Source organism: Parabacteroides vesiculifaciens, assembly GCF_049860805.1.
Lineage (GTDB): Bacteria > Bacteroidota > Bacteroidia > Bacteroidales > Tannerellaceae > Parabacteroides.
In genome coordinates, this window is record NZ_CP187555.1 from 345,497 (window position 1) to 370,753 (window position 25,257).

Annotated in this window: 20 protein-coding genes and 1 tRNA gene; 12 read left to right on the top strand and 9 right to left on the bottom strand. The window is 48.7% G+C overall.

Annotated elements, in window-relative coordinates:
• Nucleotides 1-58: 58 nt before the first annotated feature.
• Nucleotides 59-2,119, bottom strand: coding sequence for a tetratricopeptide repeat-containing sensor histidine kinase (locus ACPYIV_RS01425; protein WP_425885156.1), 2,061 nt, complete (start codon nucleotides 2,117-2,119; stop codon nucleotides 59-61).
• 271 nt (nucleotides 2,120-2,390) lie between these two features.
• On the opposite strand from ACPYIV_RS01425, the gene ACPYIV_RS01430 reads away from it, so the two are divergent.
• The 8 genes from ACPYIV_RS01430 (at nucleotide 2,391) to ACPYIV_RS01465 (ending at nucleotide 10,014) form a co-directional block, all read left to right on the top strand.
• Complete coding sequence (locus ACPYIV_RS01430) at nucleotides 2,391-2,642, top strand: hypothetical protein (protein WP_425885158.1); 252 nt, start codon at nucleotides 2,391-2,393, stop codon at nucleotides 2,640-2,642.
• Between the two features lie 265 nt (nucleotides 2,643-2,907).
• A complete protein-coding gene (locus ACPYIV_RS01435; RefSeq protein WP_293740767.1) occupies nucleotides 2,908-3,363 on the top strand; it encodes a hypothetical protein in 456 nt (151 codons plus the stop codon).
• Between the two features lie 148 nt (nucleotides 3,364-3,511).
• The gene (gene ffh / locus ACPYIV_RS01440; RefSeq protein ID WP_293740768.1) at nucleotides 3,512-4,837 is read left to right on the top strand and encodes a signal recognition particle protein; all 1,326 of its coding nucleotides are present in this window, start codon (nucleotides 3,512-3,514) and stop codon (nucleotides 4,835-4,837) included.
• Between the two features lie 20 nt (nucleotides 4,838-4,857).
• A complete protein-coding gene (gene folD, locus ACPYIV_RS01445; RefSeq protein ID WP_293733103.1) occupies nucleotides 4,858-5,754 on the top strand; it encodes a bifunctional methylenetetrahydrofolate dehydrogenase/methenyltetrahydrofolate cyclohydrolase FolD in 897 nt (298 codons plus the stop codon).
• A complete protein-coding gene (locus tag ACPYIV_RS01450) occupies nucleotides 5,751-6,836 on the top strand; it encodes a CapA family protein (protein WP_425885161.1) in 1,086 nt (361 codons plus the stop codon). Before folD ends, ACPYIV_RS01450 begins: the two co-directional genes overlap by 4 nt.
• Nucleotides 6,837-6,923: 87 nt before the next feature.
• A tRNA-His gene (locus ACPYIV_RS01455) sits at nucleotides 6,924-7,000 on the top strand.
• A 395-nt stretch (nucleotides 7,001-7,395) separates the two neighbouring features.
• Nucleotides 7,396-9,465 carry a BT4734/BF3469 family protein gene (locus ACPYIV_RS01460; RefSeq protein WP_425885163.1) on the top strand — a complete coding sequence of 690 codons (2,070 nt, stop codon included), beginning with the start codon at nucleotides 7,396-7,398 and terminating at the stop codon, nucleotides 9,463-9,465.
• Between the two features lie 153 nt (nucleotides 9,466-9,618).
• Nucleotides 9,619-10,014 (top strand): hypothetical protein, encoded by a 396-nt coding sequence (locus ACPYIV_RS01465; RefSeq protein ID WP_293739020.1) that lies wholly within the window; start codon nucleotides 9,619-9,621, stop codon nucleotides 10,012-10,014.
• A gap of 3 nt (nucleotides 10,015-10,017) precedes the next feature.
• Here ACPYIV_RS01465 and ACPYIV_RS01470 read toward each other — a convergent pair whose 3' ends face one another.
• Both ACPYIV_RS01470 and ACPYIV_RS01475 read right to left on the bottom strand, forming a co-directional pair.
• Complete coding sequence (locus ACPYIV_RS01470; protein WP_293739019.1) at nucleotides 10,018-11,178, bottom strand: acyltransferase family protein; 1,161 nt, start codon at nucleotides 11,176-11,178, stop codon at nucleotides 10,018-10,020.
• A gap of 81 nt (nucleotides 11,179-11,259) precedes the next feature.
• Nucleotides 11,260-11,823: a Crp/Fnr family transcriptional regulator gene (locus ACPYIV_RS01475; protein ID WP_293733108.1), complete on the bottom strand. Its 564-nt coding sequence runs from the start codon at nucleotides 11,821-11,823 to the stop codon at nucleotides 11,260-11,262.
• Nucleotides 11,824-12,189: 366 nt separating this feature from the next.
• Between ACPYIV_RS01475 and ACPYIV_RS01480 the strand changes: the two genes are divergently transcribed.
• Both ACPYIV_RS01480 and ACPYIV_RS01485 read left to right on the top strand, forming a co-directional pair.
• Entirely contained in the window at nucleotides 12,190-12,453 is a 264-nt protein-coding gene (locus ACPYIV_RS01480; RefSeq protein WP_293733109.1) for a hypothetical protein, read from the top strand.
• 34 nt (nucleotides 12,454-12,487) lie between these two features.
• Nucleotides 12,488-13,975, top strand: coding sequence for an RNA-binding domain-containing protein (locus tag ACPYIV_RS01485; protein ID WP_425885166.1), 1,488 nt, complete (start codon nucleotides 12,488-12,490; stop codon nucleotides 13,973-13,975).
• Nucleotides 13,976-14,323: 348 nt separating this feature from the next.
• Here the strand turns inward: ACPYIV_RS01485 and ACPYIV_RS01490 are convergent, their stop codons facing one another.
• Nucleotides 14,324-15,421 carry a phosphotransferase enzyme family protein gene (locus ACPYIV_RS01490; protein ID WP_293739018.1) on the bottom strand — a complete coding sequence of 366 codons (1,098 nt, stop codon included), beginning with the start codon at nucleotides 15,419-15,421 and terminating at the stop codon, nucleotides 14,324-14,326.
• Nucleotides 15,422-15,670: 249 nt separating this feature from the next.
• A complete protein-coding gene (locus ACPYIV_RS01495) occupies nucleotides 15,671-15,925 on the bottom strand; it encodes a type B 50S ribosomal protein L31 (protein WP_008150452.1) in 255 nt (84 codons plus the stop codon).
• A gap of 226 nt (nucleotides 15,926-16,151) precedes the next feature.
• On the opposite strand from ACPYIV_RS01495, the gene ACPYIV_RS01500 reads away from it, so the two are divergent.
• Nucleotides 16,152-17,150 (top strand): class II fructose-bisphosphate aldolase, encoded by a 999-nt coding sequence (locus tag ACPYIV_RS01500; RefSeq protein ID WP_293739017.1) that lies wholly within the window; start codon nucleotides 16,152-16,154, stop codon nucleotides 17,148-17,150.
• A 58-nt stretch (nucleotides 17,151-17,208) separates the two neighbouring features.
• Here the strand turns inward: ACPYIV_RS01500 and ACPYIV_RS01505 are convergent, their stop codons facing one another.
• Together ACPYIV_RS01505 and ACPYIV_RS01510 are read right to left on the bottom strand one after the other, a co-directional pair.
• Entirely contained in the window at nucleotides 17,209-18,609 is a 1,401-nt protein-coding gene (locus ACPYIV_RS01505; protein ID WP_425885170.1) for an MFS transporter, read from the bottom strand.
• 10 nt (nucleotides 18,610-18,619) lie between these two features.
• Nucleotides 18,620-20,593 carry a hypothetical protein gene (locus ACPYIV_RS01510; protein WP_425886485.1) on the bottom strand — a complete coding sequence of 658 codons (1,974 nt, stop codon included), beginning with the start codon at nucleotides 20,591-20,593 and terminating at the stop codon, nucleotides 18,620-18,622.
• Nucleotides 20,594-20,741: 148 nt separating this feature from the next.
• Between ACPYIV_RS01510 and ACPYIV_RS01515 the strand changes: the two genes are divergently transcribed.
• On the top strand, nucleotides 20,742-21,362 hold the full coding sequence (locus tag ACPYIV_RS01515; protein ID WP_293733605.1) for a DUF4923 family protein: 621 nt from the start codon (nucleotides 20,742-20,744) through the stop codon (nucleotides 21,360-21,362).
• Between the two features lie 62 nt (nucleotides 21,363-21,424).
• On the opposite strand, the gene ACPYIV_RS01520 is transcribed toward ACPYIV_RS01515, so the two are convergent.
• On the bottom strand, nucleotides 21,425-23,551 hold the full coding sequence (locus ACPYIV_RS01520) for an HRDC domain-containing protein (RefSeq protein ID WP_293739013.1): 2,127 nt from the start codon (nucleotides 23,549-23,551) through the stop codon (nucleotides 21,425-21,427).
• Nucleotides 23,552-23,641: 90 nt separating this feature from the next.
• Complete coding sequence (locus ACPYIV_RS01525) at nucleotides 23,642-25,240, bottom strand: aspartate:alanine exchanger family transporter (protein ID WP_293733603.1); 1,599 nt, start codon at nucleotides 25,238-25,240, stop codon at nucleotides 23,642-23,644.
• Nucleotides 25,241-25,257: the final 17 nt, after the last annotated feature.

Here is a 25,257-nt window from a genome sequence, read left to right on the forward strand (position 1 = left end):
ATCATGGATATTCTCCCTTTTGGGGCGGTTATTCGGTTACAAAAAGGAGCTAAACGGATTACTTTCCTTCCGGCAAAGCGTACGAATAACCCTCCGGCAAAGTGAATTGTACGAGGCAGCCCGGGTTTTCATCCGTTCCCTGGCTGCTTTTTTTGATCAGGATCGTGATAGGAACACTGTTTCCTGCATTCAGTAGCTCGATGGTCTGGTTCAGTACTTTCAGGCCTGTTCCCGTACTTTGCATGTCCGGACGGCCGGTTTGCAGACGGAACCCGGCACCGTTGTCTTCTATGCTAATAATGATATTCCCGTCTTGACGGAAGACGGTGACGGATAGCCGTTTTTCGCCCTTTTTCCCCCGAAGGCCGTGCTTGATGGCATTCTCGACCGGAATCTGGATCATCATGGAGGGGAGTTCGAACCGGTCGGCATCGATTTGAGGGTCTATCCGTATCTCGGTTTGAAGGGATGGGCCGAAACGTTCTTGTTCGAGGTCGAGATAGGTGCGGACGAAATCTATTTCCTCGGCAAGCGGGATGCACAGTTTTTCTGTCAGACGCAGGTTGAGGCGCATGATTTTGATCAGGTTATACAGCTCTTTGTAGCTGCTGTCGCTCTGGTTGTAATGGCTGATTACCCGGTTGAGCGTGTTAAAGATAAAATGGGGTGATACGCGGTTGCGGATATTTTCCATCCGGAGGCTGATGATCTTGTTGCGTGTTTCCGCCAGCAGAAAGGCCCGTTGTTTTTTCTGGTAGAAATAGATGAAAGCCGCAACGGTCAGCAATATCACACAAACGAGAATCCAGATATAGACACTTAGTTCCAGCGACTGCATGTCGCTTTGCTGTTTTTGTATGAACAGCCTTTGTTTCATCAGTGTCGTATCCTGTTTATAACGAAGGTCCGTTTCAGCCACCCGCATCCGGATGCGGTCGTTACGGATGGAGTCGTCCATCCGCATGTTTTCTTTGAGATATTGGTAGGCCTTGCGGTAATCGCCAGTCTCTTCATAATAATGTTGTAGAAATTTTTTTCGGATATCGACCAAAGTCGGCTCCGCCTGCAAGTTATCGGTCATGCTGTGGAGCTGTTTTGTCGCTTCGGCGATATTCCCTTTCTTGAGCGCCAGTTCGAATACCTGCGTCTGGGCGTGGTAAAGTGCTGATGAATTACCGATCTTTTCGAAATAGGAATAACTATGGTCCAAGTAGTATTGGGCCGAGTCGAGCTGTCCCATCAGCAGATAGATGGCTCCGATATTCAGCATGCAGACATTTTGGGCGTAAACATATTCGGGTGAAGGTCTGACCAGTTCGTATCCTTTTTTGAATAGTTCGAGAGCTTCGGGATATTTCTTTTCAAAAAAATAGACGTTCCCGTGGTTCGTGCAATAGACGAATTTCCGGTTGATGTCCATCTGGTCGAAAAGTTTGTAAGCCGAGTTGAAGTAGTAGTGCGAAAGATCGAAATCCCGTAGTTCGGAATAGGTTTGTCCCAGTCCGGTATAGATATTGATCAGCTCCGGTTCGGGCAGGCCGATCGAGTCGGCGATGTAGAGTATCTGCCGGTAGTACCATGCTCCCTGGTCGTAGCGGCCACTGCGGATATAGACGTCGGCCAGGTTCGTGTAGCCTGTCAGCAGCACCTCGCTGTTGTGTGTCTGCCGGCTGTACGAGAGCATTTGTTTGAAATATTTGAGAGCGGAATCGTTCATGCTGGTGATCGCATACCGGTTCCCTATGTTATTGCTTGCATCTGCCAGCAGGTAATAATGATAGGGTGTCAATGTCTTTTGGCGTGCACAAAACTGTTCGACTTTCCGGCACAGTGGCAAGATCGTGTCGAACTCGGAAGTCGTCAGAAAGGTTTTGACATATAAATTATAAAGGATATACCAGTCGACGCTGTCCTGCACCGGGCGTGTCTGCATCGCTTCCTCCAATATCCGGCGTGCGAAAAGGGCATCCGAATAGATCGCTTTTTGAGCTTGTTCATAAACCGTATCTCCTTTAGGTACAAAGTTAATCTCTTGTGTCACCGGGACTTGCTTGTTGCAGGACAGGATGGCGGAAAATAAAAAGATAGTAACGGTGTAGAAGATGTGTTCTTTTTTCATATAAGAGATGTTTTAGATGGCAAATTGTATTGAAATAAATCAGGATCGCTGTTGGGGCAAATGTAGCAGATATAATGATTATATCGGCATGGAAAAGGCTTTGTTTTTTGTTTTTTCTTGAAAAAGAGAAAAAAGGAGGGGATAAATTGGTTAATTGCTTTTTAAACTCTACTTTTAGGCTGGGTCTTGGTGGAATAATGGTTGGAAAATCATCGGGGAAGCTTTCTCACAATGAGAAAACTCCGGTGAGATTCCTAAAAGTATGCTCGCCGTGAGATCCCTTCAAAAAGTTTTTGTTCCAAGCCTGCAACGCCGAGCATTACCTCCTGTATGCACAGCTTGTCGCGGCCATCACCGCCGAGTTTCGGCAAACTACAAGATCAGTGGCTTCCGTGACAACTACGTCAGCCTGTTTGAGAAGGAAAACGCGCTTTACCTGCAGGGAGTCGCCTATGCCGACACGAAAGAGATCGAAGTGAAAGACGCTTTTTGCGACCAGCGCACCCGGCATGTCTTCCTTTAGGGGGCGCCTTCCTCATTTGCGGTTGGCGGAAAAAGATCCCCGGATTCCGTTCGCCCCGAAATCTATATTTACCGGATGGCAGACGTCGCGAAGAAAATACGAGCGCCTGAATAATCTCTTTTTTGGGCAGGATGATTCCTGTTATCGGCCTTATAACTGCATTTTCGGAAATTAGGCATTCCCGGGAATGGCGGGGGGTATTACCTTTACCGGCACAGAATAAAAGAACACAAACATAAATAATTGATTTAAAAACAAACGGCGTATGAAAACAAAATTCAGATTTTTAAAATGGATGGGGTTTACTGTATTCTCAATGGCATTGTTTTTGGGGTGTGGTGATGACGATGATTTTTCCGGTAGTTCCGGTTGGGCACCGGAGTCTTTGCCTAAGGGTACTGTCATAGGATGGACTGGGTATTATACATATCGAGGAAGTGTCAAAGAATATAGTGAATATGGTTGTAGCATTGAGATCTTAGATGAAACCACTTGCCAGTCAAGTTGGTCTTTCAATACCGGTAAATATACTTATGTCAAGACCGGGGATAATAGCGCAGAATTAAACATCTCTGTCTTGCAGTCGGTCCCGGGTAATTCCAGAATGTTTATCTATAACGCGATCTTGACCTTTACAGGTGAAGGAAAATATGAATTTACAGGAACTAAAAATGTGAACGGAAGCTTGATGGATCTCCATTGCACGGGAGCCTTTAAATGAAAGGAAGGAGGATTTTCCCATTCTGTATGAATTAATACGGATCATAGTCAAGCTATAAATAAGTGAAAGGTGTGGCGCAAGTCGCACCTTTTTCTTACCTTTGCCCCTCATTCAAAGAATAAAAATAAAATAAATATACATACGAATTATGTTTGAGAATTTAAGCGAAAGGTTAGACAGATCGTTTAAACTGTTGAAAGGTGAAGGTAAGATCACGGAGATCAATGTGGCTGAGACATTGAAAGATGTGCGTAAGGCATTACTCGACGCCGACGTAAACTATAAAGTAGCCAAGAGCTTTACCGATACGGTAAAGACGAAAGCGTTAGGGCAGAACGTGCTTACCTCCGTTAAACCCAGCCAGTTGATGGTCAAGATCGTGCATGACGAGCTGGCCGAACTGATGGGAGGGACGGCGACCGAGCTGGACCTGAAAGGCAGCCCGGCGATCATCCTGATGTCCGGTTTGCAAGGTTCCGGTAAAACGACTTTTTCGGGTAAGCTGGCGAACCTGCTGAAGACGAAGAAAAATAAGAAGCCTCTGTTGGCAGCCTGTGACGTGTACCGCCCGGCCGCTATCGAGCAGTTGCGCGTGGTCGGCGAACAGGTCGGAGTGCCTGTCTACATGGAGCTGGAAAACAAGAATCCGGTGGAGATCGCGATGAACGCGATCCGCGAAGCGCGGGCGAAAGGCAACGATGTCGTGATTGTCGATACCGCCGGCCGTCTGGCTATCGACGAGCAGATGATGAAAGAGATCACGGCTATCAAGAGCGCTATCCAGCCCGATGAAATCCTGTTCGTGGTCGACTCCATGACCGGACAAGATGCCGTGAACACGGCGAAGGAATTTAACGAACGCCTGGACTTCGACGGCGTGGTGCTGACCAAGCTGGACGGTGATACCCGTGGCGGTGCCGCCCTTTCTATCCGTACGGTGGTCGACAAACCGATCAAATTTGTCGGTACGGGTGAAAAGATGGATGCACTGGATATCTTCCACCCCGAACGTATGGCAGACCGTATTCTCGGTATGGGTGATATCGTTTCTTTGGTGGAACGCGCACAGGAACAGTATGACGAAGAAGAAGCCAAACGCCTGCAGAAGAAGATCGCCAAGAACCAGTTCGACTTCAACGACTTTATCGCCCAGATCCAGCAGATCAAGAAGATGGGTAACCTGAAAGAACTGGCCTCCATGATCCCGGGCGTAGGCAAGGCCCTGAAAGACGTGGATATCGACGACAATGCTTTCAAGAGCATCGAAGCGATCATCTACTCCATGACTCCGGACGAACGTACGAACCCCGCTCTCCTCAACGGTTCACGCCGCCAGCGCATTGCCAAAGGCAGCGGTACGACCATCCAGGAGGTGAACAAGCTGATCAAGCAGTTCGACGAAACGCGCAAGATGATGCGTATGTTGACGGCTGCCAAACCGGGAAGCAAAAAATTCCCTTCATTCAGAAGATAATCCCGAAAAGATAATAGAGTATGGAAGAACAGCAATACAAGCTATTGGACGGAAAGGCCGTTTCAGCTCAGATGAAGCAGGAGATGGCGGAAGAAGTGGCCCGTATTAAGGCTGCCGGTGGTAAAATTCCTCATTTGGCTGCTATATTGGTAGGCCATGACGGGGGGAGTGAAACGTATGTCGCCAGCAAGGTGAAGACGTGCAATGAGATCGGTTTCAAATCGTCGCTGATCCGGTATGAAGCCGACGTTACCGAAGAAGAACTTCTTCGTAAGGTCGACGAGCTGAACAACGATCCGGATGTGGACGGCTTCATCGTACAGCTCCCGCTGCCGAAACATATCTCGGAACAGAAGATTATCGAAGCAATCGACTACCGCAAGGATGTGGACGGTTTCCACCCGATCAATGTCGGCCGTATGTCTATCGGCCTTCCCTGTTTCGTGTCGGCAACTCCGGCCGGTATCCTGGAACTGTTGAGGCGTTACGAGATCCCGACTCGCGGCAAACATTGCGTAGTGCTGGGCCGCAGCAATATCGTGGGTAAGCCGATGGCTACCCTGATGATGCAGAAAGCTTATCCGGGCGATTGCACGGTTACCGTTTGCCATAGCCGTTCCGAAAACCTGAAAGAGATGTGCCAGAGCGCCGATATCATTATTGTGGCTTTGGGCGTCCCTGAATTCCTGAAAGGCGATATGGTGAAAGAAGGCGCAGTTATCGTGGATGTGGGTACGACGCGTGTTCCGGATGCGACTCGCAAAAGCGGTTTTAAACTGACCGGCGATGTCAAGTTTGACGAGGTTGCCCCTAAATGCTCCTATATCACGCCGGTTCCGGGTGGCGTAGGTCCGATGACTATTATCTCTTTGATGCGCAATACGCTTTTAGCCGGAAAGAAAGAGATTTATAAATGAAAATCCTCCTTTCCGGGTTTTGTCTTTTGAGCTTTCTGTCTTTATCCGCTCAGGACTCGCTGACAATCTTGTTTGCCGGTGATGCCATGATGCACCAGAAGCAACTCGACAATACCCGGAGGGGAGATTCTTTTGATTTAGGCGGCTACTTTGCGAATATCGAAAAAGAGGTGAAAGCCGCCGATATCGCCGTTGTGAACTTTGAAGTCCCGTTAGGAGGGAAGCCCTATAGCGGTTATCCGGCTTTCAGCGTTCCGGAAGATTTCGCTTTAGCTTTGAAAAAAGCGGGCTTTAGCTTTTTCCTGTTAGCTAACAACCATTGCTTAGACAGGCGGACAGGCGGACTTGTCCGCACCATTCAAACGCTGGATTCTCTCAAAATCCGCCATACCGGAACCTTTCTTGACCCTGACCACCGCCACCGCACATACCCGATGTTGCTCCGTAAGAAGGATTTCCGTATCATCATGCTCAATTACACGTATGACACTAACGGCTTGAAAGTCGATACGCCCCGTATCGTCAATTATATCGATAAGAAACTGATGGAAGCCGATATCGCCGAAGCCAAGCTCTTTAACCCCGATTTTATCATTGCCAATATGCATTGGGGACTGGAATACGAGCGGATGCCTTCCCGCAAACAACGTGAACTGGCCGATTGGCTGACGGGACAGGGCGTCGATCTGGTCATCGGCTGTCATCCCCATGTTGTCCAGCCGATGGAACTCCGCAGAGGGAAAGATGGAACTTCCGACCGCCTGGTCGTCTATTCATTAGGCAACTTCATATCGAACATGAGCCGGGAACATACCGACGGAGGTGTTATGGTGAAAGTCGTTTTATGCCGGAAAGGTTTGCGCCGGTACATTGCATCCGCACAATATTCGTTGATCTATTCCTCCCGGTGTGAGAATAAACAGGGAAAAGAAGATATCCGGGTAGTCCCGGCAGCCTCTTGGTCGGAAAAGAATCAAAAAGCCTCTTTTTCAATTGATTCAGCATTAATTAAGTATGTAAATAATACCCGTTTGCTTCTAAATGGCAGTAATAAAGAGGTCGGAGAGTATATTTTTGAATAAAAAAGTATTCGGATTATTTGCAGTTTAAAATAAAACATCTATCTTTGCACCGTCTTAAAGAAATCAACACTCGATAAGATAAACATGGTGAGAGTAGCTCAGTTGGTTAGAGCATCGGATTGTGGTTCCGAGGGTCGTGGGTTCGAGCCCCATCTTTCACCCCATAAGGCTGTCTAAAAGGACGGCCTTTTTTGTTTGCGTTCATCCGGCCCGTGTTTGTCGCATCAGGCATCCGTTATCTGCATTAACTATCTGAATTTTAAGGAAGAACTATTTCTATATCTACCAAGAACTATTTCATCTCACGCTAATCAGTGCCCATATCATCTACACCCGATCCGGAATACCCTGTAGACCGTATCTGTTATACAATGTACAGGGTATTGACGATACGGTCTACAGGGTATCTATAGTTCCCGCCTAAGTTTGAATTAGTATCCAACGTGAAACGGAATAGTTTCAGGCGAGAAAGACAATAGTTTATTTATCCTTTGGTTTATTTGGTTTGTGGGGAGTTATTGCGTATCTTTAAAGGTCTATTAATCTTAAAACAAAAGAAATGAAAATAACACAGTTTCGTGGAGATCTACGTACTTTCCGGAATCTGGAATTAGAGGCGGGAGTAGAAGCGATGAAGTCGGAGGTTTCACGGAAACGAGTGGAAGATTTACGGATTTCTTTACCCTATCTGAACCCCTATAACCGCAGTTCGCAGGCGGAAAAACTGCCGGGATTGATTTTCGGTGCTACTTGCAAAAAGGGAAATGGAAAAGCGGAAATTCAAAACTACAACGGCCTGATCCTGTTAAGTGTCAGTAAATTGACCGGGTTGGAAGAAGCAGCCCGTGTCAGGAGGTCGGTGGCGGAGATGCCGCAGACCTTGTTGGCGTTTGTCGGATCGAGCGGGAGGAGTGTGAAAATCGTAGTGCCGTTTGTCAGGATGGAGGGTACGCTGCCGGAACGGAAGGAAGAGGTCGAATGCTTTCACGCCCATGCCTTTATACGGGCGGCACGTTATTACGGGGCACAGTTGCAATATGGGATCGAACAAACGGAACCGTCGCCTTTGCAAGGATGCCGTGTGTCGTATGATCCGGATTTATATTACAATCCCGGCGCTTTGCCGATCCGGATGGAACAGCCGTTGCAGATGCCGATGCCGTTGACGGTTCGCGAAGCGCGAGAGAGGGAAACGGATCCTTTGAAACGGATGCTGCCGGGCTATGACCGGTATCAGTTGATCTCCATTCTTTTCGAGACAGCTTTGCAACAGTCGGTGCTCGAGGTCGGCTATGGAACGGAGGAAGGAGAGCGGAAATCACTGTTGGTGAAGTTGGCTAAGAATTGTCTCCGTTCTGCGATCCCTGAAGAGGATGCCGTGCGGTTCACTTTGTTGCATTTCTATGAAGAGATGGGAGAGCAGGAGGTCCGCATGACTTTCCGGACGGTCTATATGAAGCGGGAGGCTTTCGGGAAGGCGTTTGCTATGCCGAAGAAGATGCTGGCGGCCATGCAGTTGCAGGAGTTTGTGGCCCGTCGTTTCGAGGTTCGTAACAACCGGATGAAGGGATGCCGCGAAGTCCTTACGCGTAATACGGTGTTTGCCCGGTTTCGTCCGGTGACGGCGGAGGTGATCAAAAGCATTTGCTTCGAGGCGCAATTGGAAGGAATCTCGGTCATCGAATATGACGTGCAGCGGTATATCGATTCCGACCGCATTCCTGATTTCTGGCCGGTGGAAGAGTTCCTGTCCCGTCTGCCGGCCTGGGATGGAAAGGAGCGCGTCCGGGAGCTTGCCGGTTGTGTCCCTTGCGATCAGCCGGAATGGAAGGACCGGTTCTACGTCTGGTTCCTGAGCATGGTGGCGCATTGGTTGCAGATGGACCGGGAGCATGCGAACGGGGTTTCCCCTTTGCTTGTCGGTCCGCAGGGATGCCGCAAAAGTTCGTTCTGCCAGAATCTTCTGCCGCCCGAACTGCGCGAGTATTATACGGACGGGATCGACTTCACGAGCCGGAAAGATGCGGAATGGGCGCTGGGGTGCTATGCTTTGATCAATATGGACGAGTTCGATTCGATCCCGGCATCCCGCCAGCCTTATATGAAGAACTTGCTCCAGAAAGCGAAAGTCAGCATGCGGAAACCGCATGGATCGAGTGTGGAAGAGATACGTCGTTTTGCTTCGTTCATTGCGACGTCCAACACGTTCGACCTGTTGACGGACACGACCGGGAGCCGTCGCTTTATCGGTGTCGAGGTGACGGGTACGATACGCCTGGAAGCTGTCGACTATCCGCAATTGTATGCCGAGGCGGTACATGCGTTGAGAAAAGGCGAACGCTATTGGTTTACGCCGGAAGAGGAAATGCAGTTGAACCGGAATAACCGCAGCTTCGAGAAAATCCCGTTATTGGAAGAGCTGTTTCTCTATTGTTACCGTGCGGCGGAACCGGATGAGGCGTGTGAGCCTGTTTCGGCTCCGGAGATCTTGAAATATCTAAGTAAGTTTGGAAAAATAGAGGTCACGGATCATCAGTTGTCTTTGTTAGGGCGTTTGATGCAAAAGCATAAAGTGAGAAAGAAGCGGACTGCCACGTGCCGGTATTACTATGTTTTACCCCAAAAATAAGGATCAGTGTCGGCAAAATGTCGGATCAGTGTCGGCAAAATGTCGGCAAATGGCTTCCGTGTGTTTTCTTAATTGGTTTAGAAATAGAAAGTTATAGATTTAGTGTCGGCGTGTCGGCACTTCAATCAAAAATACATACATAAAAATAGAAATATGGCAATCACTTACAGGTTTGAACCGGTTCACGACAACATGAACCCCGAAGAAAAGAAAACGAAAGGTTATTATCCGAAAGTCGTCAGTAGCGGGACGATCGATAAAGAGGCGATGTTCAATGCGATTTCTCACGGTTCCTCCAGCCTCCGCGCCGAGTTGGCGCGGTCCTGGATGCTGATGGAAGATTTCATAGTTAATAAATTGCAGGATGGATATACCATTAACCTGGATGGATTCGGTTCGTTTTCGGTGTCGGCCCAAAGCCGCCTGATACAGAGAATGAATGAGATACGTGCCGAATCGATCCGGGTCAAAGGACTGAATTTCCGTGCATCCGAAGTCGTGAATAAGAAGTTGAAGCGGGCGACGTTCGAGCGGGAATCCAAAAAATGAATGTTACTTCCTCAGGAACTTTTTGCCCAACCACTTTCTGACCGGTTCGTCATAAAGTTTCAGGCAGAGGAAAGCCACAACGATGCTGCCGACGTAGACTGCCAATGCTACAGGCCAGACTTCGAAGAACGTATAGAGTTCGTTGTCGATCAGCCAGGCGTAGAACAGGTACATGATCGGGTAGTGGACGGCGTAGAGCGGGTAGGATATGTCGCCCAGGAACTTGCATATCTTCGTCGAACGTTTGTCCGTAGTCTTGCCGGAAGCTCCGAGCCAGACAAGGACCGGGAAGATAAGGATGATGCAGGCTGCCTCGAACAGCCCGTTGAAGCTGATGGGGGCGGCGTCTACCTTTATGTAAGGTACGCAGAAAAGAATCAGCAGGACGATCGAACAGATCCAGAAAGCTCCTCTCATCTGGAACGGTTTGAAATTGCGGGACAACAGCATCCCCAGCGAGAAGGGGAAAAGCATACGCAGGGAACCGCCGAGGAAATTCAATCCGTCGAGTGTCCAGCCTACGCCGATCATGTCGTAACCCGAGACATTGAAGAGCGTGAACCCGGCAAGCCCGATCCCCAACAGGGCGACCAGCACCGTCAGGGCCTTGGTGGAAAGGCGGTGGATGAAAACGGCGTAAAGGATATTGCCGATATACTCGAAAAAGAGCGACCAGCTCGGACCGTTGAGGGGGAACATCTCGCCGTTGCCGCGCACTTCATATCTCGCACCGGGCAGGGCGGGAATGAAAAACATCGCGCAGAGCGTGGACAGCATCACCGCCGAGACTGCCACGTGCTTGCCGTCCCACTGGACGCACCCTTGTATGAAGAAGGCTATCGCTCCCAATACGACTCCCATGATGATCATCGGATGGAGGCGGATCAGGCGGCGTTTGAAAAAGTTGCCGGTCGTCATTGTTTTGCCTAAGCGGTCGTCGTAGGCGTAGCCGATCACGAAACCGGAAAGGATGAAGAAGAAATCGACGGCTAAGTAGCCGTGGTTGATCGTTGTGATGGGAGTTCCTCCGGCTGCAAACGAAAGGCCTTCGAAGATGTGATAGAAGACAACCAGTAAGGCTGCCACCCCTCGCAATCCGTCAAGGAGCTCGTAATGGGGTTTGGTATCCGCAAATGCGGCTGAAGAGATTGTTGTGTCTGACATCGATATTGAATTAGATATTTGTAATATGCGGCAAAGGTATTTGCTTTTCCGGATAAATAATTTGTCCTATGTCAAATTCCGCTATCCGTTCGCCCGGAGCCGGCTGAGGGTGGAGAGCCTGATACCCAGGTAGGAGGCGATATATCCTAAGTTCACTCGCCGGTATGCGTCCGGAAACTGTTCCTTGAATGCTTCATATCGTTCCTTGGCTGACAAGGTCAAATGGTCTTTGTGGCTGCGGTGCAAGCGCCTGTATTCGTTTTGATGGATGATCCTTCCCCAGTTGCACAGTTCGATGTTTGTCTCGAAAAGGTGCGTCAATGTCGCCAGCGGGATCCGGTAGGCTTCCACCTCTTCCAGCGTTTCGACAAACTCCTCGCTTATCTTTCCGTAATAGAGCTCGTCCATGCTGAAGACGATGCTTCCTTCGCCGGCAAACGATGTCGTAACCTCTTCGCCGTCTACCAGCCAAAAGGAACGCGTAATGCCTTTCTCAATGAAAAAGGCGGCTTTGCTATAGGTATCTGCTTTTATCAACTGGTACTTTTTCGGGAAGCGGCAATAGGTTACGTTCTCTTTCAATACCTGGACCGTATCGTCGGAAATAGGAAACAAGGAATTTATTTTATTTAATATATTCGTCATGATGTTACTTTGGCATTATCTGTCCATCACAAAGATAGGAAATAAAATTGAGACTTAGGGCGGAACGTAGTAATAATACTGATTAATAGTGGTTTATGTAATAAAAAGGAAAGAGCAGCAAGCCATCCGAAACCAACAAAAAGCCAAGTGAGAATGGAGATGCGGGATCGACTGAATAAGCGGATGCAACAGGATGACGAGAAGGAACGAAAGCGGAAATAAAGAGACCGATTCCTGTTCATAAGCTTGTTGCATTCATTACAACTGAAACATCCTCATACTTTGCGATATGGGGATGTTTATTTTTATATTGATTGCTTGTTAGTATCCTAAATAATTTCCTATATTTGAAATCAAGTAGATGATATGAGTAAAATCAAGGATATGAATAGGATTAAAGAGCTACTTCAAGAAAAGGGCATTAAACAGATGTGGACATTTCATCCAGACCTTAATATCGATTTATGCATTTTACCAATAAATCCATTGGTAGAAGCAGCCAAGAATATGGGGAATAAATTATTTTTTGTGCCTCTTGACAATAGTTTAATACCTAATATCGAATTATTAAAAACATTAGATGTGGTAGAGAATATCCTAATGATAGGTTATCCCAATTATAAAGACTAAATATTCAATTTAAACAGTGATACTCAGAAATAATATGAAGATAAAGGAGACACTAACGCAACCCGAAGGGCGTAGATTGGAATTTAAGGCAGAGTTGCCGGAGCATTCCGATGTGGCTAAGACGGTTGTGGCATTTGCCAATGATGCAGGTGGCGACCTGTATATTGGTGTGGCAGATGATCCTCGTGAAGTGGTAGGATTGGATGAGGACAAGTTGGTGGCTATCGGGGAGAAAATAAGTAATATTATTTTTGACCGTTGCTATCCTGCGATATTGCCGGAGATAAAATTTATAAGCGAAGAAAACAAACACTTGATTCAAGTGACTGTTTTCAGAGGTAGCACGCCACCTTATTATCTCAAAGAGAAAGGTAAGTTACAAGGAACATTTATTCGTGTAGGCTCGACAAATCGACTTGCGGATGAAGCTATTATCTCGGAATTGGAACGTCGGAGACGAAACATCTCTTTTGATAGCGAAGTTATACCAGATAAGCCTGTAAATGATTTGAGCATAGATGGTTTTAAGGCTATATTCAAGGAGAAAACGGGGGAAGAATTATCCGACCAGGCATTAAGGAAATTAGACTTGGTTAAAGATATGCAAGGAACAGAATATCCGACCAATGCGTTGATTCTATTCTCGGACGACCCGTTGCGAAACTCGTTGTTTCACTATGCAAAGGTGGAGTGTGCTCGTTTTAAAGGTATTAGTATCGATGATTTCATAGACCAAAAGAGTATTACGACCAATATTGCCACACAAGCAGAGGAAGCATACAACTTTGTGTTACGCCATATCAATAAAGGCGCTTCGGTTGAGGGAGTGTACACTGTCTCTCGTTGGGAGTACCCTGTTAAGGCAATACGTGAGGCGATTCGTAATGCGGTGGTTCATCGGGATTATTCTCTCACGGGAAAAGACGTTAAGATTGCGGTCTATGATGATATGGTAGAGATAACCAGTCCGGGACTTCTACCACCATCAATCGACTATGCTGCAATGGAAAGCCGTCAGAGCGATGCACGTAACAAAGTGATAGCCCCTGTTTTCAAACGTCTTGGTATCATCGACCAATGGGGCAACGGCTTGAAGTTGATTGCCGATGAAATGAAGGAATACCCAAACATCGAACTTCGTTGGAGAGAGGTGGGCTTGTCGTTTCAGGTACAGTTTGTGAGGCTGGATTATATGCTGAACGCAAAGCGGATAAAGAATATACAGCAAGAGTTACAGCAAGAGCTACAGCAAGAGTTGCAGCAAGAGTTACAGCAAGAGCTACAAAAGACGACATTATATTCTGAGGTATTGCGTTGTATAGTAAGTAATGCTTTATCAAGGCAAGATATATCCCTTGCATTGGGACAAAAGAAAGTATCGGGACAATTAAATAAAGTTATTCAAAAACTGATTACCGACAACCTGATTGAAAGAACTATCCCAGAGAAACCTAACCATCCTGCTCAGAAGTTTCGACTAACAGAACGTGGACAGTTATTTCTTGGTTTACTTGCAAAATGAAATGACTATGATATATAGCTATCTACATTGAAATAAAACCTCGCTTCGACAATATAAATCAAAGCGAGGTTTTATTATTCCAAAAACTTTTCTAACTTTGTAACGAAGTTGTTTTAAGGTATGCAAAGCACAGATTATCAATGCAGTTTTACTGTTGCCAAATCGTTACCAACAACTTGTTACTTCTCAATAATAATCTGCCATTCAGATAGATACAAGAAATTTTCTTATCCGACTACAAGATACGAAAAACCGGTAAAAAACGATTGGCAACCGGGCGGTAATTACTCACCTCCCAATTGCCAACCTATCAACCTATTGAATTTTCAATTTTCAACTTTCCATTTCCTACAGCCATTCACTCATAAACGCATCCATCTCTTCCGCATGCGCTTCGAGGCTTTGGAGCAGTTTGAACTGCGCCTTTGTGCGGATCAGGTTGTGCTTCGGGCTGTGGATCTTGTAGTATGTGTCGCCGTTGATGTAGTCGGTCAGGAAACGGACGGTCTGCATGTACGTCAACAAACGGCCGCCATACGGGAGCAGCTTGATTTCCGTCGGAGTCAGGAATGATTTGGCTTTCTCCATGTAGCCGCGTGTATAGGCTTTGAAGATGTCCATGTTGACGTTGACGTTGTCTAAGTTTTCATCGTCTTCAGCCCCGGTATTGGCTCCCGTGCGGATGAAGTCGCCGATGTCTGACAGGACGAAGCCCGGCATGACCGTGTCGAGGTCGATCACACATAAAACCTTGTCGGTTTCGGCATCGAACATCATGTTGTTAACCTTCGTGTCGCAATGGTTCGTGCGTTTTTTCAGCTTGCCTTCGCGATACAGGCGTTCCTGGATACACATGGCTTCGGCACGTTTTTCGATTTCTTCGATCAGGTCTTTCACTTCGTCCAGACGTCCGGCGGCATTAGCCTTTACTGCGTCGTGGAACTGCTCCAGGCGGAATTCCATGTTATGGAAGTTCGGGATGGTTTCGCCCAGCGTACCTTCCGGAATGTCGGCCAGCATGGATTGGAAGTCGCCGAATGCCTTGCCTGCTTCGTAAGACAGCTCCGGGTTGACCTCTTCGTAGCTCTTGCTGTTCGGGATGAACAGGCAAACGCGCCAATAGCTGTCGCCGTCGAAATAATACAGCTTGTTATCTTTTGTCGGAAGGAAAGTCAGCACTTTGCGGTCGATGTCGCTTTCGCCTTTTTCTTCCAGTTTCTTACGGATATGCGAAGTAACGACCTGGATGTTGTTCTGCAACATATCCACGTTGGTGAAGATCAGGTGGTTGATGCGTTGCAGGACGTATTTGATTTCGCCTTTTTCGTTTGTTACTTTCAGCGTATCGTTAATGTGTCCGTTTCCGAATGGTTCAGCGGAAACTACTTTCTCTGTGAGCTGGAACTGATCCAGGATGTCGAGTAATTGTTCTTTAGTTTTTGCCATGGTATGATGTTAATTGATATTTGAAAGTTGAAGATTGAAAATGAAGGATGCGCGGTGCATAGCTTGATTTCAATCTTCAATTACGCACAAAAGTAAGAATATCTTTGTAAATAAAAAATGGTAGCCGGGTTCTTTGTAGTCGAATTCCATATAAATAAGAAAGGCCATCCTGTGAAGGACAGCCTTTCTTATCAGATATAATCGAAACGGGGAACCGGTATATGTTCAATTCTCCATTTGAATTCCCTATTACTTCTTGTTACGGTTACCGTAGCGGCTCATGAACTTATCAACACGTCCGGCAGTATCGACCAATTTAGCCTTACCTGTGTAGAACGGGTGGGAAGTGCTTGAGATTTCGACCTTTACCAGCGGATAAGTAACGCCGTCGATTTCGATCGTTTCTTTTGCATTGATAGTAGAACGAGTGATAAATACGTCCTCGTTTGACATGTCCTTGAATACTACAGGACGATAGTTGTCAGGATGAATTCCTTTTTTCATTGCTTTGTTATCTTATTTTTAATTTATATTCTTATACTTAAGTCTGGTAACCGGTATTTTGGGTTGCAAAGGTATGGATTAGAGTTGAACAAACAAAGAATTTCGAACTATTTTTTCAATCTGGCCTACTTTTGTGTTATTTTATATGCTTAAAAGCATAATGTTTCCGGATAGTTATTATCTTTGTGGAAGATTTCTAATCATTAACGTAATAACATATACAACAATGGTAAATTACAAAGATTTAGGTTTGGTGAACACAAAAGAAATGTTCGCAAAAGCCATCAAAGGCGGATACGCTATTCCGGCTTTCAACTTTAACAACATGGAACAGATGCAGGCTATTATCAAGGCTGCTGTTGAAACAAAGTCTCCGGTAATTCTGCAGGTATCTAAAGGTGCTCGCCAATATGCTAACGCTACTCTGTTGCGCTACATGGCTCAGGGTGCAGTTGAATATGCAAAGGAATTAGGATGTGAAAACCCCCAGATCGTTTTGCACCTGGATCACGGCGATACGTTCGAAACTTGCAAAAGCTGTATCGACTCCGGTTTCTCTTCTGTAATGATCGACGGTTCTCATCTTCCTTACGAAGAAAACATTGCGTTGACTAAGAAAGTGGTTGAATACGCTCATCAGTTCGATGTGACCGTAGAAGGCGAACTGGGTGTATTGGCTGGTGTTGAAGACGAAGTTTCTTCTGACCACCACACGTATACAAACCCTGAAGAAGTTATCGACTTCGCTACCCGTACAGGTTGCGATTCTTTGGCTATCTCTATCGGTACATCTCACGGCGCTTATAAATTTACTCCGGAACAGTGTACGATCGACCCGGTTACCGGCAAGATGGTTCCTCCTCCATTGGCATTCGACGTTCTGGACGCCGTAATGGAAAAACTTCCGGGATTCCCTATCGTTCTTCACGGTTCTTCTTCTGTTCCTCAGGAAGAAGTTGAAACGATCAACCAGTTCGGTGGCGCTTTGAAGGCTGCTATCGGTATTCCTGAAGAATGGTTGCGTAAGGCTGCTACATCTTCTGTTTGCAAGATCAACATCGACTCAGACTCCCGTCTGGCTATGACGGCTGCTATCCGCAAGACTTTCGCTGAAAAACCGGCTGAATTCGACCCGCGTAAATATCTGGGCCCGGCTCGCGATAATATGGAAAAGCTGTACAAGCACAAAATTATCAACGTACTTGGTTCTAACGATAAACTCTAATCCCTGTTTTACAGAACACGGAATATATGGAAAGGGGCGCCGGTCGGCGTCCCTTTTTTTATTTCCTTTTGAGGGGAGCCGGTTCGGAGATGCGCAGGCAACTGACGATCCCGGCGACAATGGCGAATGCGCCGGCCAGGTAGAGGCAGGCCTGTGTGCTGTGGCTGGGAACGAGGTTGAACAGCATGGCGACCAGTGTCGCTCCCAAAGTCTGTCCCAAGAGGCGTGCCGTACCGAGCATCCCGCTTGCGCCGCCGCTGCGGTTGGTGGGGGCGGAGGAGATGATCGTGCTGTTGTTGGGCGTCTGGAACAAGCCGAAACCTGCTCCGCTGATAAACAAACGCCAGATGATATCCATATCGGTAGGGTGGGCCGGCAGCGTGGCGAGTAGGAACAGTCCCGTTGCAAATATGCCCATGCCGATCCCGCCTAATATCCCCGGATGGATCTTCTCGACCAGTCGTCCGGCTGTCGGAGCCATAATCATGGTTGCCAGGGGCCAGGGAGTCAGTAGCAGTCCCGTGGCGACGTCGCTTCGTCCCAATGTGTTCTGGAGGAAAAAGGGCAGGGAGATCATAGCCAGCATTTGTGCCGTGAAGGAACTGACCGAGGTCCCGATGGAGAGCGAGAAGATCGGTATCCGCATCAGGTCGACGGGAAGCAACGGGAAGCGCTGGCGCAATTGCCGACGGATAAAGAAATATCCGATTATGCTCAATGCCACGATCCCGCCTATGATGAGGACGGCGCTTTTCTTATGGGCGATCTCTTCCAGCGAGAAGATCAGCAGCCCGAAGGTAAGCGCGTTCATCAGGCAACTGACTTTGTCGAAGCGCCTGCCGTAGACTTTCACCGGGTTGCCGGGCAGATGGGAGAAGCCGATCACCAGGGCGGCGATGTCGAACGGGACATTGACGGCGAACAGCCAGTGCCACGAGCCGAGCGACAGGATCGCCGACGCAATGGTCGGTCCCGCAGCGATCGAGACCGCCACGACAAGGGCGTTTATCCCCATTCCCCTTCCCAGAAACTTTTTCGGATAGATGATGCGCAACAGAGCCGTGTTCACGCTGGTGATGGCCGCCGCCCCGAACCCCTGCAAGATGCGGGCTGCCGTCAGGGTCCAGAAGGAACCGGACAGGGCGCAGATCAGCGAGGTGACGCTGAATACGGCAATCCCTGACAGGTAGATGCGTCTATAGCCATAAATATCTCCCAAGGAGGAGAAGGAGAGGAGCGAGATCGTGATGGCCAATTGGTAAGCGTTCACTACCCAGATGGTGACGGACGGTTCCGTCCCCAAATCGCGGGCGATGGTCGGCAGGGCGACATTGGCGATGGTTCCGTCAATGACGGACATGCCGACACCCAAAGCGGTGGCAAGTATCGCCCAGTAGCGTTTGGGCAGCGGCAGTCCGTCGGTTTCGTTTACACTTGTTGCACGATTGGCTGATATCATTTGTTTTGCTTTAGTTGATCACTTCCCGTACGGCTTCCAGCATCGGTTCGACTGTCAGCGGGCTGCCGGTGGCTTCCTGCATCCACTCGTTGGGCGTCAGGCGTCCCTGGCGGAAGATGCGTTCGACTTCGGTCGCGAAATCTTTTCCTTCGAGGTACTGGTCGAGCTGGAACTCGATGATCTGTCCGAAGGCATAGGCCGACAGGTACAGCGGATAGCTGATCATGTGCGAGTAGATAGCCAGAACTGTTTCGTCTTTCACGCCGAAAACGGGGGCGTAATATTTATTCCAGATCTCTTTTGACAAGGAGATCGTTGCTTCTTTCAGCTCTCCGGCCGTGGCGTCGGGATGTGCATACATCCATTTCCAGACGGAGATGTCCAACATGGAGACACCGCATATTTCGTACATCGTCCATATCTTGTCCAGAACATCCATAGCCTTTTTGTCGGGATTGTTGTCCTCGATGCCCAACAGTTCCAGGTCGCGTTTCTGGAAGACGAATGCCAGGGCTTCGGTAAAAGCCGTGTTGGGGACGCCGTTCAACATATAATAATCCACATCGTACATGGACAAAGTCTGTTCCACATTGTGCCCGAATTCGTGGATGGCAATGTTGTAGCCCTTATAATCCATCCCGGTTTCCGGTATGCGGGTGCGCAGGTGCGACTGCTGTCCCTTCATAGCTGTTCCCCAGGCATGGCCGGAACCGCGGGCGGCATCGACCGTGATCTTGTCGGCCAGGTACCGGGCGCGTTCAGGGGTGAATCCGGCTTTGACGAGGATGTTCGGCAGGTCTTTATCCAATGCTTCCGCATCGGGATAGAGCGCCCGTGTCTTTTCGTCCAGCATCGTTTCGTCCAGATTGCTCCGCGCCTTGAAGCCGTCATACCAGATGTCGTAGGCTTCGAGCTTGCGGCCGAGGCGTTTGGCAATCATCTTGCCGGCGGTTTTCAGTTCCGGGGCGGAAAGGAATTCGTCGAAAAGCTTTTCCACGTCGTCCGGCGAGACTTCCATCTCTTCCGAGAACTTCCGGTCGATGTAGGTATTTCCCGTGTACTTGTCTATTTCCTGCATCGCCTTGAAGTTATTCAGCATCTTCTGGTAGCGGATGGTCGATTCGGGTGTTCCCTGCACCAGCTTGCCGTCTAAGCTGATCTCGTTCTTGTACGGGTTCCATTCGTATTGGCCTGAGTTGATGACTTCGACCGGAATGTCCTGTGCAATGATCCGTTTCATCACTTCGTACACCGTGCGCTGTTTGTCGAGGCCCTCTTTCCCTTTGTTGTAGTTGGCTTTGATCTCGTCGCGCAGGTTCCAATGCGAAAGCAGGATCATGTCTTTAGGAAACAAATGTCCGCCTTTTTTGTTCCCGACCTGCCCCATATAAATATTGTAGTCCGAGATATAGATGTCGGCGTCGCTCTCTGCATTCCCGGCGGCTTGCAAGGCGCTTGCCGGGATTCGTTCGGTAAACAGGTCGCCCAGGCGCACATACGCCCATGCTTTGCGGTCCGCACCCAACTTGCCTTTTTCTTCCAGCGTATAATGCGGGAAGTTCAGCATGACGGTGAAAGCAATCTTGTTTTGGAAGAAGTCGTCTTGCAGATGCGTCCCCGGACTGTACGAGCCGAACATCTCGTCGATCGTGTGGAGCGGGCCGGTCGGCTGGTTCAGGTTCTTTGTCAGGCGGAGGGACATCTCGTTGAAGTAGCCGCTGATGCCTTCCATGTACTCGCTGATTTTCAGAAAAACCTGCTCCTTCTCGGCAGGATCGGTGATGTAGTTTTTTTCGCAGAAGGCTTTGAACTCTTCTGCGCTCCCGTCGGAATCCTGCCAGAGGCGGGCGGCTTGACGGACTCCTTTTTCGATGGCAGCCTTGTTGTGGCTGTCTTTTGCGATAAGTGACTGGATTGTCGATTGGACGACAGTCGGGCTGATCTCTGCGCGGCCGCTTAAACAAGCGAGTGTACAAACGAGCATAAGGCAGATGTGTTTAGTTAGTTTCACCATAGTTGTTCTATTTAATGTATATTGGAATATCCAAGCGTTGGAATAATCGTCCGGATACAAATGTAGGGATAATATTCGTATCTTTGCGTACTATAAACATGAGTAAGAATAGATGAAAATGAAAAAAAATTGGATTTTGGGGGTTGCCGTTTGTGGCATATTGTCCGTATCGGATGCAGCGTATGGACAATCGATTAAAGATATCTTGAATTCTGCTGCCGTGAAAGATGCCGTAACTGCCGTGACCGGAGGCAAAAAGCTGACGGTTGAAAACCTGGCCGGCACTTGGACATATGTGAATCCTGCCATCCAGTTGGAAGGCGACAATGCTTTGAAGAATGTGGCGGCAAGCGTGGCCTCTTCCGAGATGGAAAAGAAGTTGAAGGAATATTGTGCGAAAGTCGGGATCATCGAAGGGGCGTTCAACTATACATTCAATACCGACAGCACCTTCACGAGTGTCCTGAAAGGCCGTACTTTGAAGGGGACTTATTCGTTCAATCCAGACGATAAGACGATGGAACTGCATTATGGCAAGATAGGCAAGTCGAAACTGACGACGATGACGGCGCATGTCGTTGTTACTAACGATCAACTGTCCCTGCTTTTCAATGCGGATAAATTGCTGGATTTCCTGACGAAACTTTCCGCCGTTTCCAAGAATACGACTTTGCAGACGCTCAATAAGCTGGCAAGCCAGTATGATGGGATGATGATGGGGTTCGAGTTGAAAAAATAGTGGGGCCGGAAGTAGAGCCGCAAAGCGGCTCTCTTGGGATGGCCCATACTATGAGTCTTTTTTTATTGCTTGCTTCTTTTGTATTCGTCTACTATTTCCAATAGCTTTGCGCCATAGTTTTCAACGATTTTTTTCCCGATGCCGGGGATTCTGAGGAGATCGCGTCCGCTGACGGGTAACGTGTTGACTACACCGATCAGCGCTTTTTGTTGCAAGATCGTGTAGGGAGGAAGGCCTTTTTCGGTTGCCAGCTCATAACGCCAATGTTTCAGGCTGGCGTATAATTCCGGATATTTGATGTCGGTCGAAATTACTTCTTTCTCCTGTTTGGCAGATTTCTCGGTCCGCTTGCGGGTTGGCGTTTGCGTCTGTTCGATGCTGGCCTTTGCTTTTGCTGACAAATAACCGGATATCGTGAATTGGTCTTTGCAACCTTCTAAGGCGGCCAGTTTGATGCGGAGGTCTTCGTCCCACTTGTCCAAAGCGCTCTTGACCGTTTTACGAGTCTCTTTATTATCGATTTCCACATCCGACGCTTCCTGCAAAGGAGTACAAAGGCGGTCTATCTGTTCCAGAAAATAAGAGACGCCTTTCCGGACGCGTTCCTGTATCATTTCATCTTTGAGATAATCAGGGTTTCCGGTTATCATCCGTTTCAGTTGCTGGATGAAACGTTCTCCGACATCCGTGACCGTGGATCGGAATGCATCGCGGGTGTTAGAGTATTGCACGCTTAGCTCTGGAAATAGTTTTTGCAGGTTTCCGTACACGACAAATGCGGCGTATTGTATGCGCTGTTGCAGGTTGTTGAAATCGAAAAGTTCGCAGATCAGTTCCATGAAATACAGCTGTTGTGCTGCCTGCATTTGCTCTTCACCCGGTTGGCGGTTGCCGACCGAAGAGGTGAATTCCTGTATCCGGTAATCGTTGATCATGGCATTGCGGGTAATCGGGCTGCTCAGCACAAGCCCTTCCAATGTCTTGCAACGGCTCAGTGCGACATACACTTGTCCATGCGAGAAAGCGGCCGAAGCATCGATGATGGCATGTTCGAAGGTCAAGCCTTGGCTTTTATGAATGGTGATAGCCCAAGCTGTTTTTAACGGATACTGGCTGAATGTGCCGGAAATCGTTTCGGTGATTTCTTGTGTTTCGGGGTCGATTGCATATTTTACGTTATTCCAGGTTTCCTTCTCGACGATGATTTCGTTTCCCTCCTGGTCGACCACGGTTATTTTGTTGGGATTGATAAATACGATCTTCCCGATCTTCCCGTTGTAATACCGTTTTTCGGAGGATGAATCGTTCTTGACGAACATGACTTGTGCGCCGCATTTCAAGGTCAGCTTGTCGTCGGTCGGATAAGAATATTCCGGGAAGTCGTTATTGATTTCGGCGGAAAAGCTATAAGCCTGTCCGGGGAGTTCCGCCAGTTTCCGGTTATTGATCTGCTGCGCCTGGTAGTTGTGCGTCGTGAGCGTTATGTAGCCCGAATGCTCGTCCGGCCGGAAGTTGGGGATGTAGCGTTGGTTCAGCTGTTGCAAAGTGTCGTCGTCGAAACGGTTTTCGCGGATGTTGTTCAGCAGGCTGATGAAGTTCGTGTCGCTCTGGCGGTAGACGTGCGTCAGCTCGATGCAGAAATAATTACTTTCCGATAGGGCCTTGCTGTCGAAAAAGAAAGCGGACGGATAGTGCTCTTTCAGCAAATTCCACTCATCGTCTTTGGCGACAGGCGCTAATTGCTGCAAGTCCCCGATAAGCAGAAGCTGTACGCCGCCGAAAGGTTTGTTGCGGTCCTTATAGCGGCGCAAGACATCGCTGATGGCGTCCAGCAGGTCGGCACGCACCATGCTGACCTCGTCGATCACCAGCAGGTCCATGCTGCGAATGATATTGATCTTGTCCTTGCGGAACTGGTTCTTGAAATCCGTTTTGCGTCCCTGGTATTCCGGTGAAGACGGAATATAAGGACCGAACGGTAATTGGAAAAAGGAATGGATTGTGACGCCCCCTGCGTTAATAGCAGCTACTCCGGTCGGCGCCACAACGATCATTCGTTTAGGAGAAACCTCTTTAAGCCTTTTCAAAAAGGTCGTTTTGCCTGTTCCGGCTTTCCCTGTCAGAAAGAGGTTGGTTCCGGTATTCTGCAATAAGTTGAAGGCGAGGTCAAACTGTTGGTTTGTTTGCATGGCGATTTGTGATATTGTTAATAGTCACAAATATATAGAAAATATTATAATTGGCAATGTTTCCAATACAGAATATGAGAAAACGGCTCCTTACACCACCAATGCCGCGATAAATTGGATGAAGAGGATCAGGAACACCATCGCAATCGGATAGACTGTCGCGTAGGCGATGCTGGGAGCGGAGCTGTCGCTCATCGAGTCGGCGGCGGCAAGTCCCGGTGTGCTGGTCATTCCTCCGGCAATCGTCCCGATCAGGTCCAGGATATGTATCTTGAAGACGAAATGGCCGAACAGGACAGCCACGACCATCGGCACGATTGTGATCGCCATGCCGATCCCGAACAGCGTCCAGCCGCTTTCCTGGAAAGTCGATACCAGGTTGACGCCGGCAGACGTCCCGACCTCGGCGAGGAACAGCAGCAGGCCGATCTGGCGGAGCAACTGGTTGGCGGAGCCTGACATAGACCAGACGATCGGCCCCGTCTTACCGATCGCGCTCAGGATCAGCGCGACAATCAGTATGCCTCCTGTCAGCCCCGGCGAGAAAGAGAACGAGTCCGAAAACGAAATATTCAGTTTACCGAACAGTACGCCGAGGACGATACCGGCCGCAATCGGGAAAAAGTCCGTGTCGGATAGCTTCTTCTCGTCATTCCCGAACACCTGCCCCAATTCCTTGATATCCTCTTTTTCTCCGGCGACCATCAGCTTGTCACCGAATTTCAGCAATAAGTCCGGCTCGGGCGAGAGGTCGATCCCGCTTCGGCGTACGCGGGTGACGGTACAGTTGAACGTGCTTTGCAGGTTCAGGTAGCCCAGGCTTTTATTGATGACCTCCTTGTTCGTCACTAACAGCGACTGTAATTCTTGTGTGCTGCCGAAAGGAAGATCGTTCTCTACGCGTTCGCCGACAAGCAGCGCCATTTGTTCCAGCGACTTGTCGTTGCCGACGGCCTTTATCATATCCCCTTCATGCAGGATCGTCTGTGCCACCGGTATGCTTGTCCGGTCTTTATGCTTCACGCGCGAGACAACGGCGCCGGTCATGGAACGGAGTTGCAACTGCGCCAGCGTCTTCCCGAATATATGCGCGTTGGTGATGCGGAAAGTAGCTGTGTGCAACGGGGGATATTTCCCTTTCCGCTGTGCTTCGAGCGCCTTGGCTTCGGCGACGAGATCCTTGCGCAGCAGCTTGGGCAGCAACTTGATGAAAAGGATCACCCCGATCACCCCGAACGGATAGGCGATACCGTAGGCTATGGAGGCGGCGGACGAATGCGTGCTGTCTATCGCGACGGCAAGCCCCGGCGTACTGGTCAGCGCCCCGGCGATCAGGCCCACGAGGCTCGGCGTGTCGATTCCCATCACATATTTAAGTACCAGACCGGTGAGGCTGGCGGAGCCGACGATCAGCAGCGTCAGTATGATCAGCGTTTTCCCCTTCGAGCGGAAGGAGTCGAAGAACCCCGGCCCCGCTTGTATGCCGATGGTGAAAATGAACAATACCAAACCGAAATTCCCCAGTTCTTTAGGAATGATCACACCGAAATGCCCGAACAGGAGTGCAATAAAGATAACGGCCGATACATCGAGAGAAAGCCCTTTGATCTGTATTCTGCCCAACATGAACCCTAAGGCGATAATCAGGAACAAGGCGAAATAAGACGATTGAAGCAATGTTTCAAACATGTCAAATAGTTTTGTTG

What these genes read in the sequence shown, in the direction of transcription:
- ACPYIV_RS01490 (WP_293739018.1), bottom strand. Translation starts at nt 15,421, where the DNA reads ATGGCAAAAACTAAAGAACAATTACTCGACATCCTGGATCAGTTCCAG.
- ACPYIV_RS01495 (WP_008150452.1), bottom strand. Translation starts at nt 15,925, where the DNA reads ATGAAAAAAGGAATTCATCCTGACAACTATCGTCCTGTAGTATTCAAG.
- ACPYIV_RS01450 (WP_425885161.1), top strand. Translation starts at nt 5,751, where the DNA reads ATGAAAATCCTCCTTTCCGGGTTTTGTCTTTTGAGCTTTCTGTCTTTA.
- ACPYIV_RS01505 (WP_425885170.1), bottom strand. Translation starts at nt 18,609, where the DNA reads ATGATATCAGCCAATCGTGCAACAAGTGTAAACGAAACCGACGGACTG.
- ACPYIV_RS01485 (WP_425885166.1), top strand. Translation starts at nt 12,488, where the DNA reads ATGAAGATAAAGGAGACACTAACGCAACCCGAAGGGCGTAGATTGGAA.
- ACPYIV_RS01425 (WP_425885156.1), bottom strand. Translation starts at nt 2,119, where the DNA reads ATGAAAAAAGAACACATCTTCTACACCGTTACTATCTTTTTATTTTCC.
- ACPYIV_RS01520 (WP_293739013.1), bottom strand. Translation starts at nt 23,551, where the DNA reads ATGCAAACAAACCAACAGTTTGACCTCGCCTTCAACTTATTGCAGAAT.
- ACPYIV_RS01525 (WP_293733603.1), bottom strand. Translation starts at nt 25,240, where the DNA reads ATGTTTGAAACATTGCTTCAATCGTCTTATTTCGCCTTGTTCCTGATT.
- ACPYIV_RS01480 (WP_293733109.1), top strand. Translation starts at nt 12,190, where the DNA reads ATGAGTAAAATCAAGGATATGAATAGGATTAAAGAGCTACTTCAAGAA.
- ACPYIV_RS01470 (WP_293739019.1), bottom strand. Translation starts at nt 11,178, where the DNA reads ATGTCAGACACAACAATCTCTTCAGCCGCATTTGCGGATACCAAACCC.
- ACPYIV_RS01465 (WP_293739020.1), top strand. Translation starts at nt 9,619, where the DNA reads ATGGCAATCACTTACAGGTTTGAACCGGTTCACGACAACATGAACCCC.
- ACPYIV_RS01475 (WP_293733108.1), bottom strand. Translation starts at nt 11,823, where the DNA reads ATGACGAATATATTAAATAAAATAAATTCCTTGTTTCCTATTTCCGAC.
- ACPYIV_RS01510 (WP_425886485.1), bottom strand. Translation starts at nt 20,593, where the DNA reads ATGCTCGTTTGTACACTCGCTTGTTTAAGCGGCCGCGCAGAGATCAGC.
- ACPYIV_RS01515 (WP_293733605.1), top strand. Translation starts at nt 20,742, where the DNA reads ATGAAAAAAAATTGGATTTTGGGGGTTGCCGTTTGTGGCATATTGTCC.
- ffh (WP_293740768.1), top strand. Translation starts at nt 3,512, where the DNA reads ATGTTTGAGAATTTAAGCGAAAGGTTAGACAGATCGTTTAAACTGTTG.
- ACPYIV_RS01435 (WP_293740767.1), top strand. Translation starts at nt 2,908, where the DNA reads ATGAAAACAAAATTCAGATTTTTAAAATGGATGGGGTTTACTGTATTC.
- ACPYIV_RS01500 (WP_293739017.1), top strand. Translation starts at nt 16,152, where the DNA reads ATGGTAAATTACAAAGATTTAGGTTTGGTGAACACAAAAGAAATGTTC.
- ACPYIV_RS01460 (WP_425885163.1), top strand. Translation starts at nt 7,396, where the DNA reads ATGAAAATAACACAGTTTCGTGGAGATCTACGTACTTTCCGGAATCTG.
- folD (WP_293733103.1), top strand. Translation starts at nt 4,858, where the DNA reads ATGGAAGAACAGCAATACAAGCTATTGGACGGAAAGGCCGTTTCAGCT.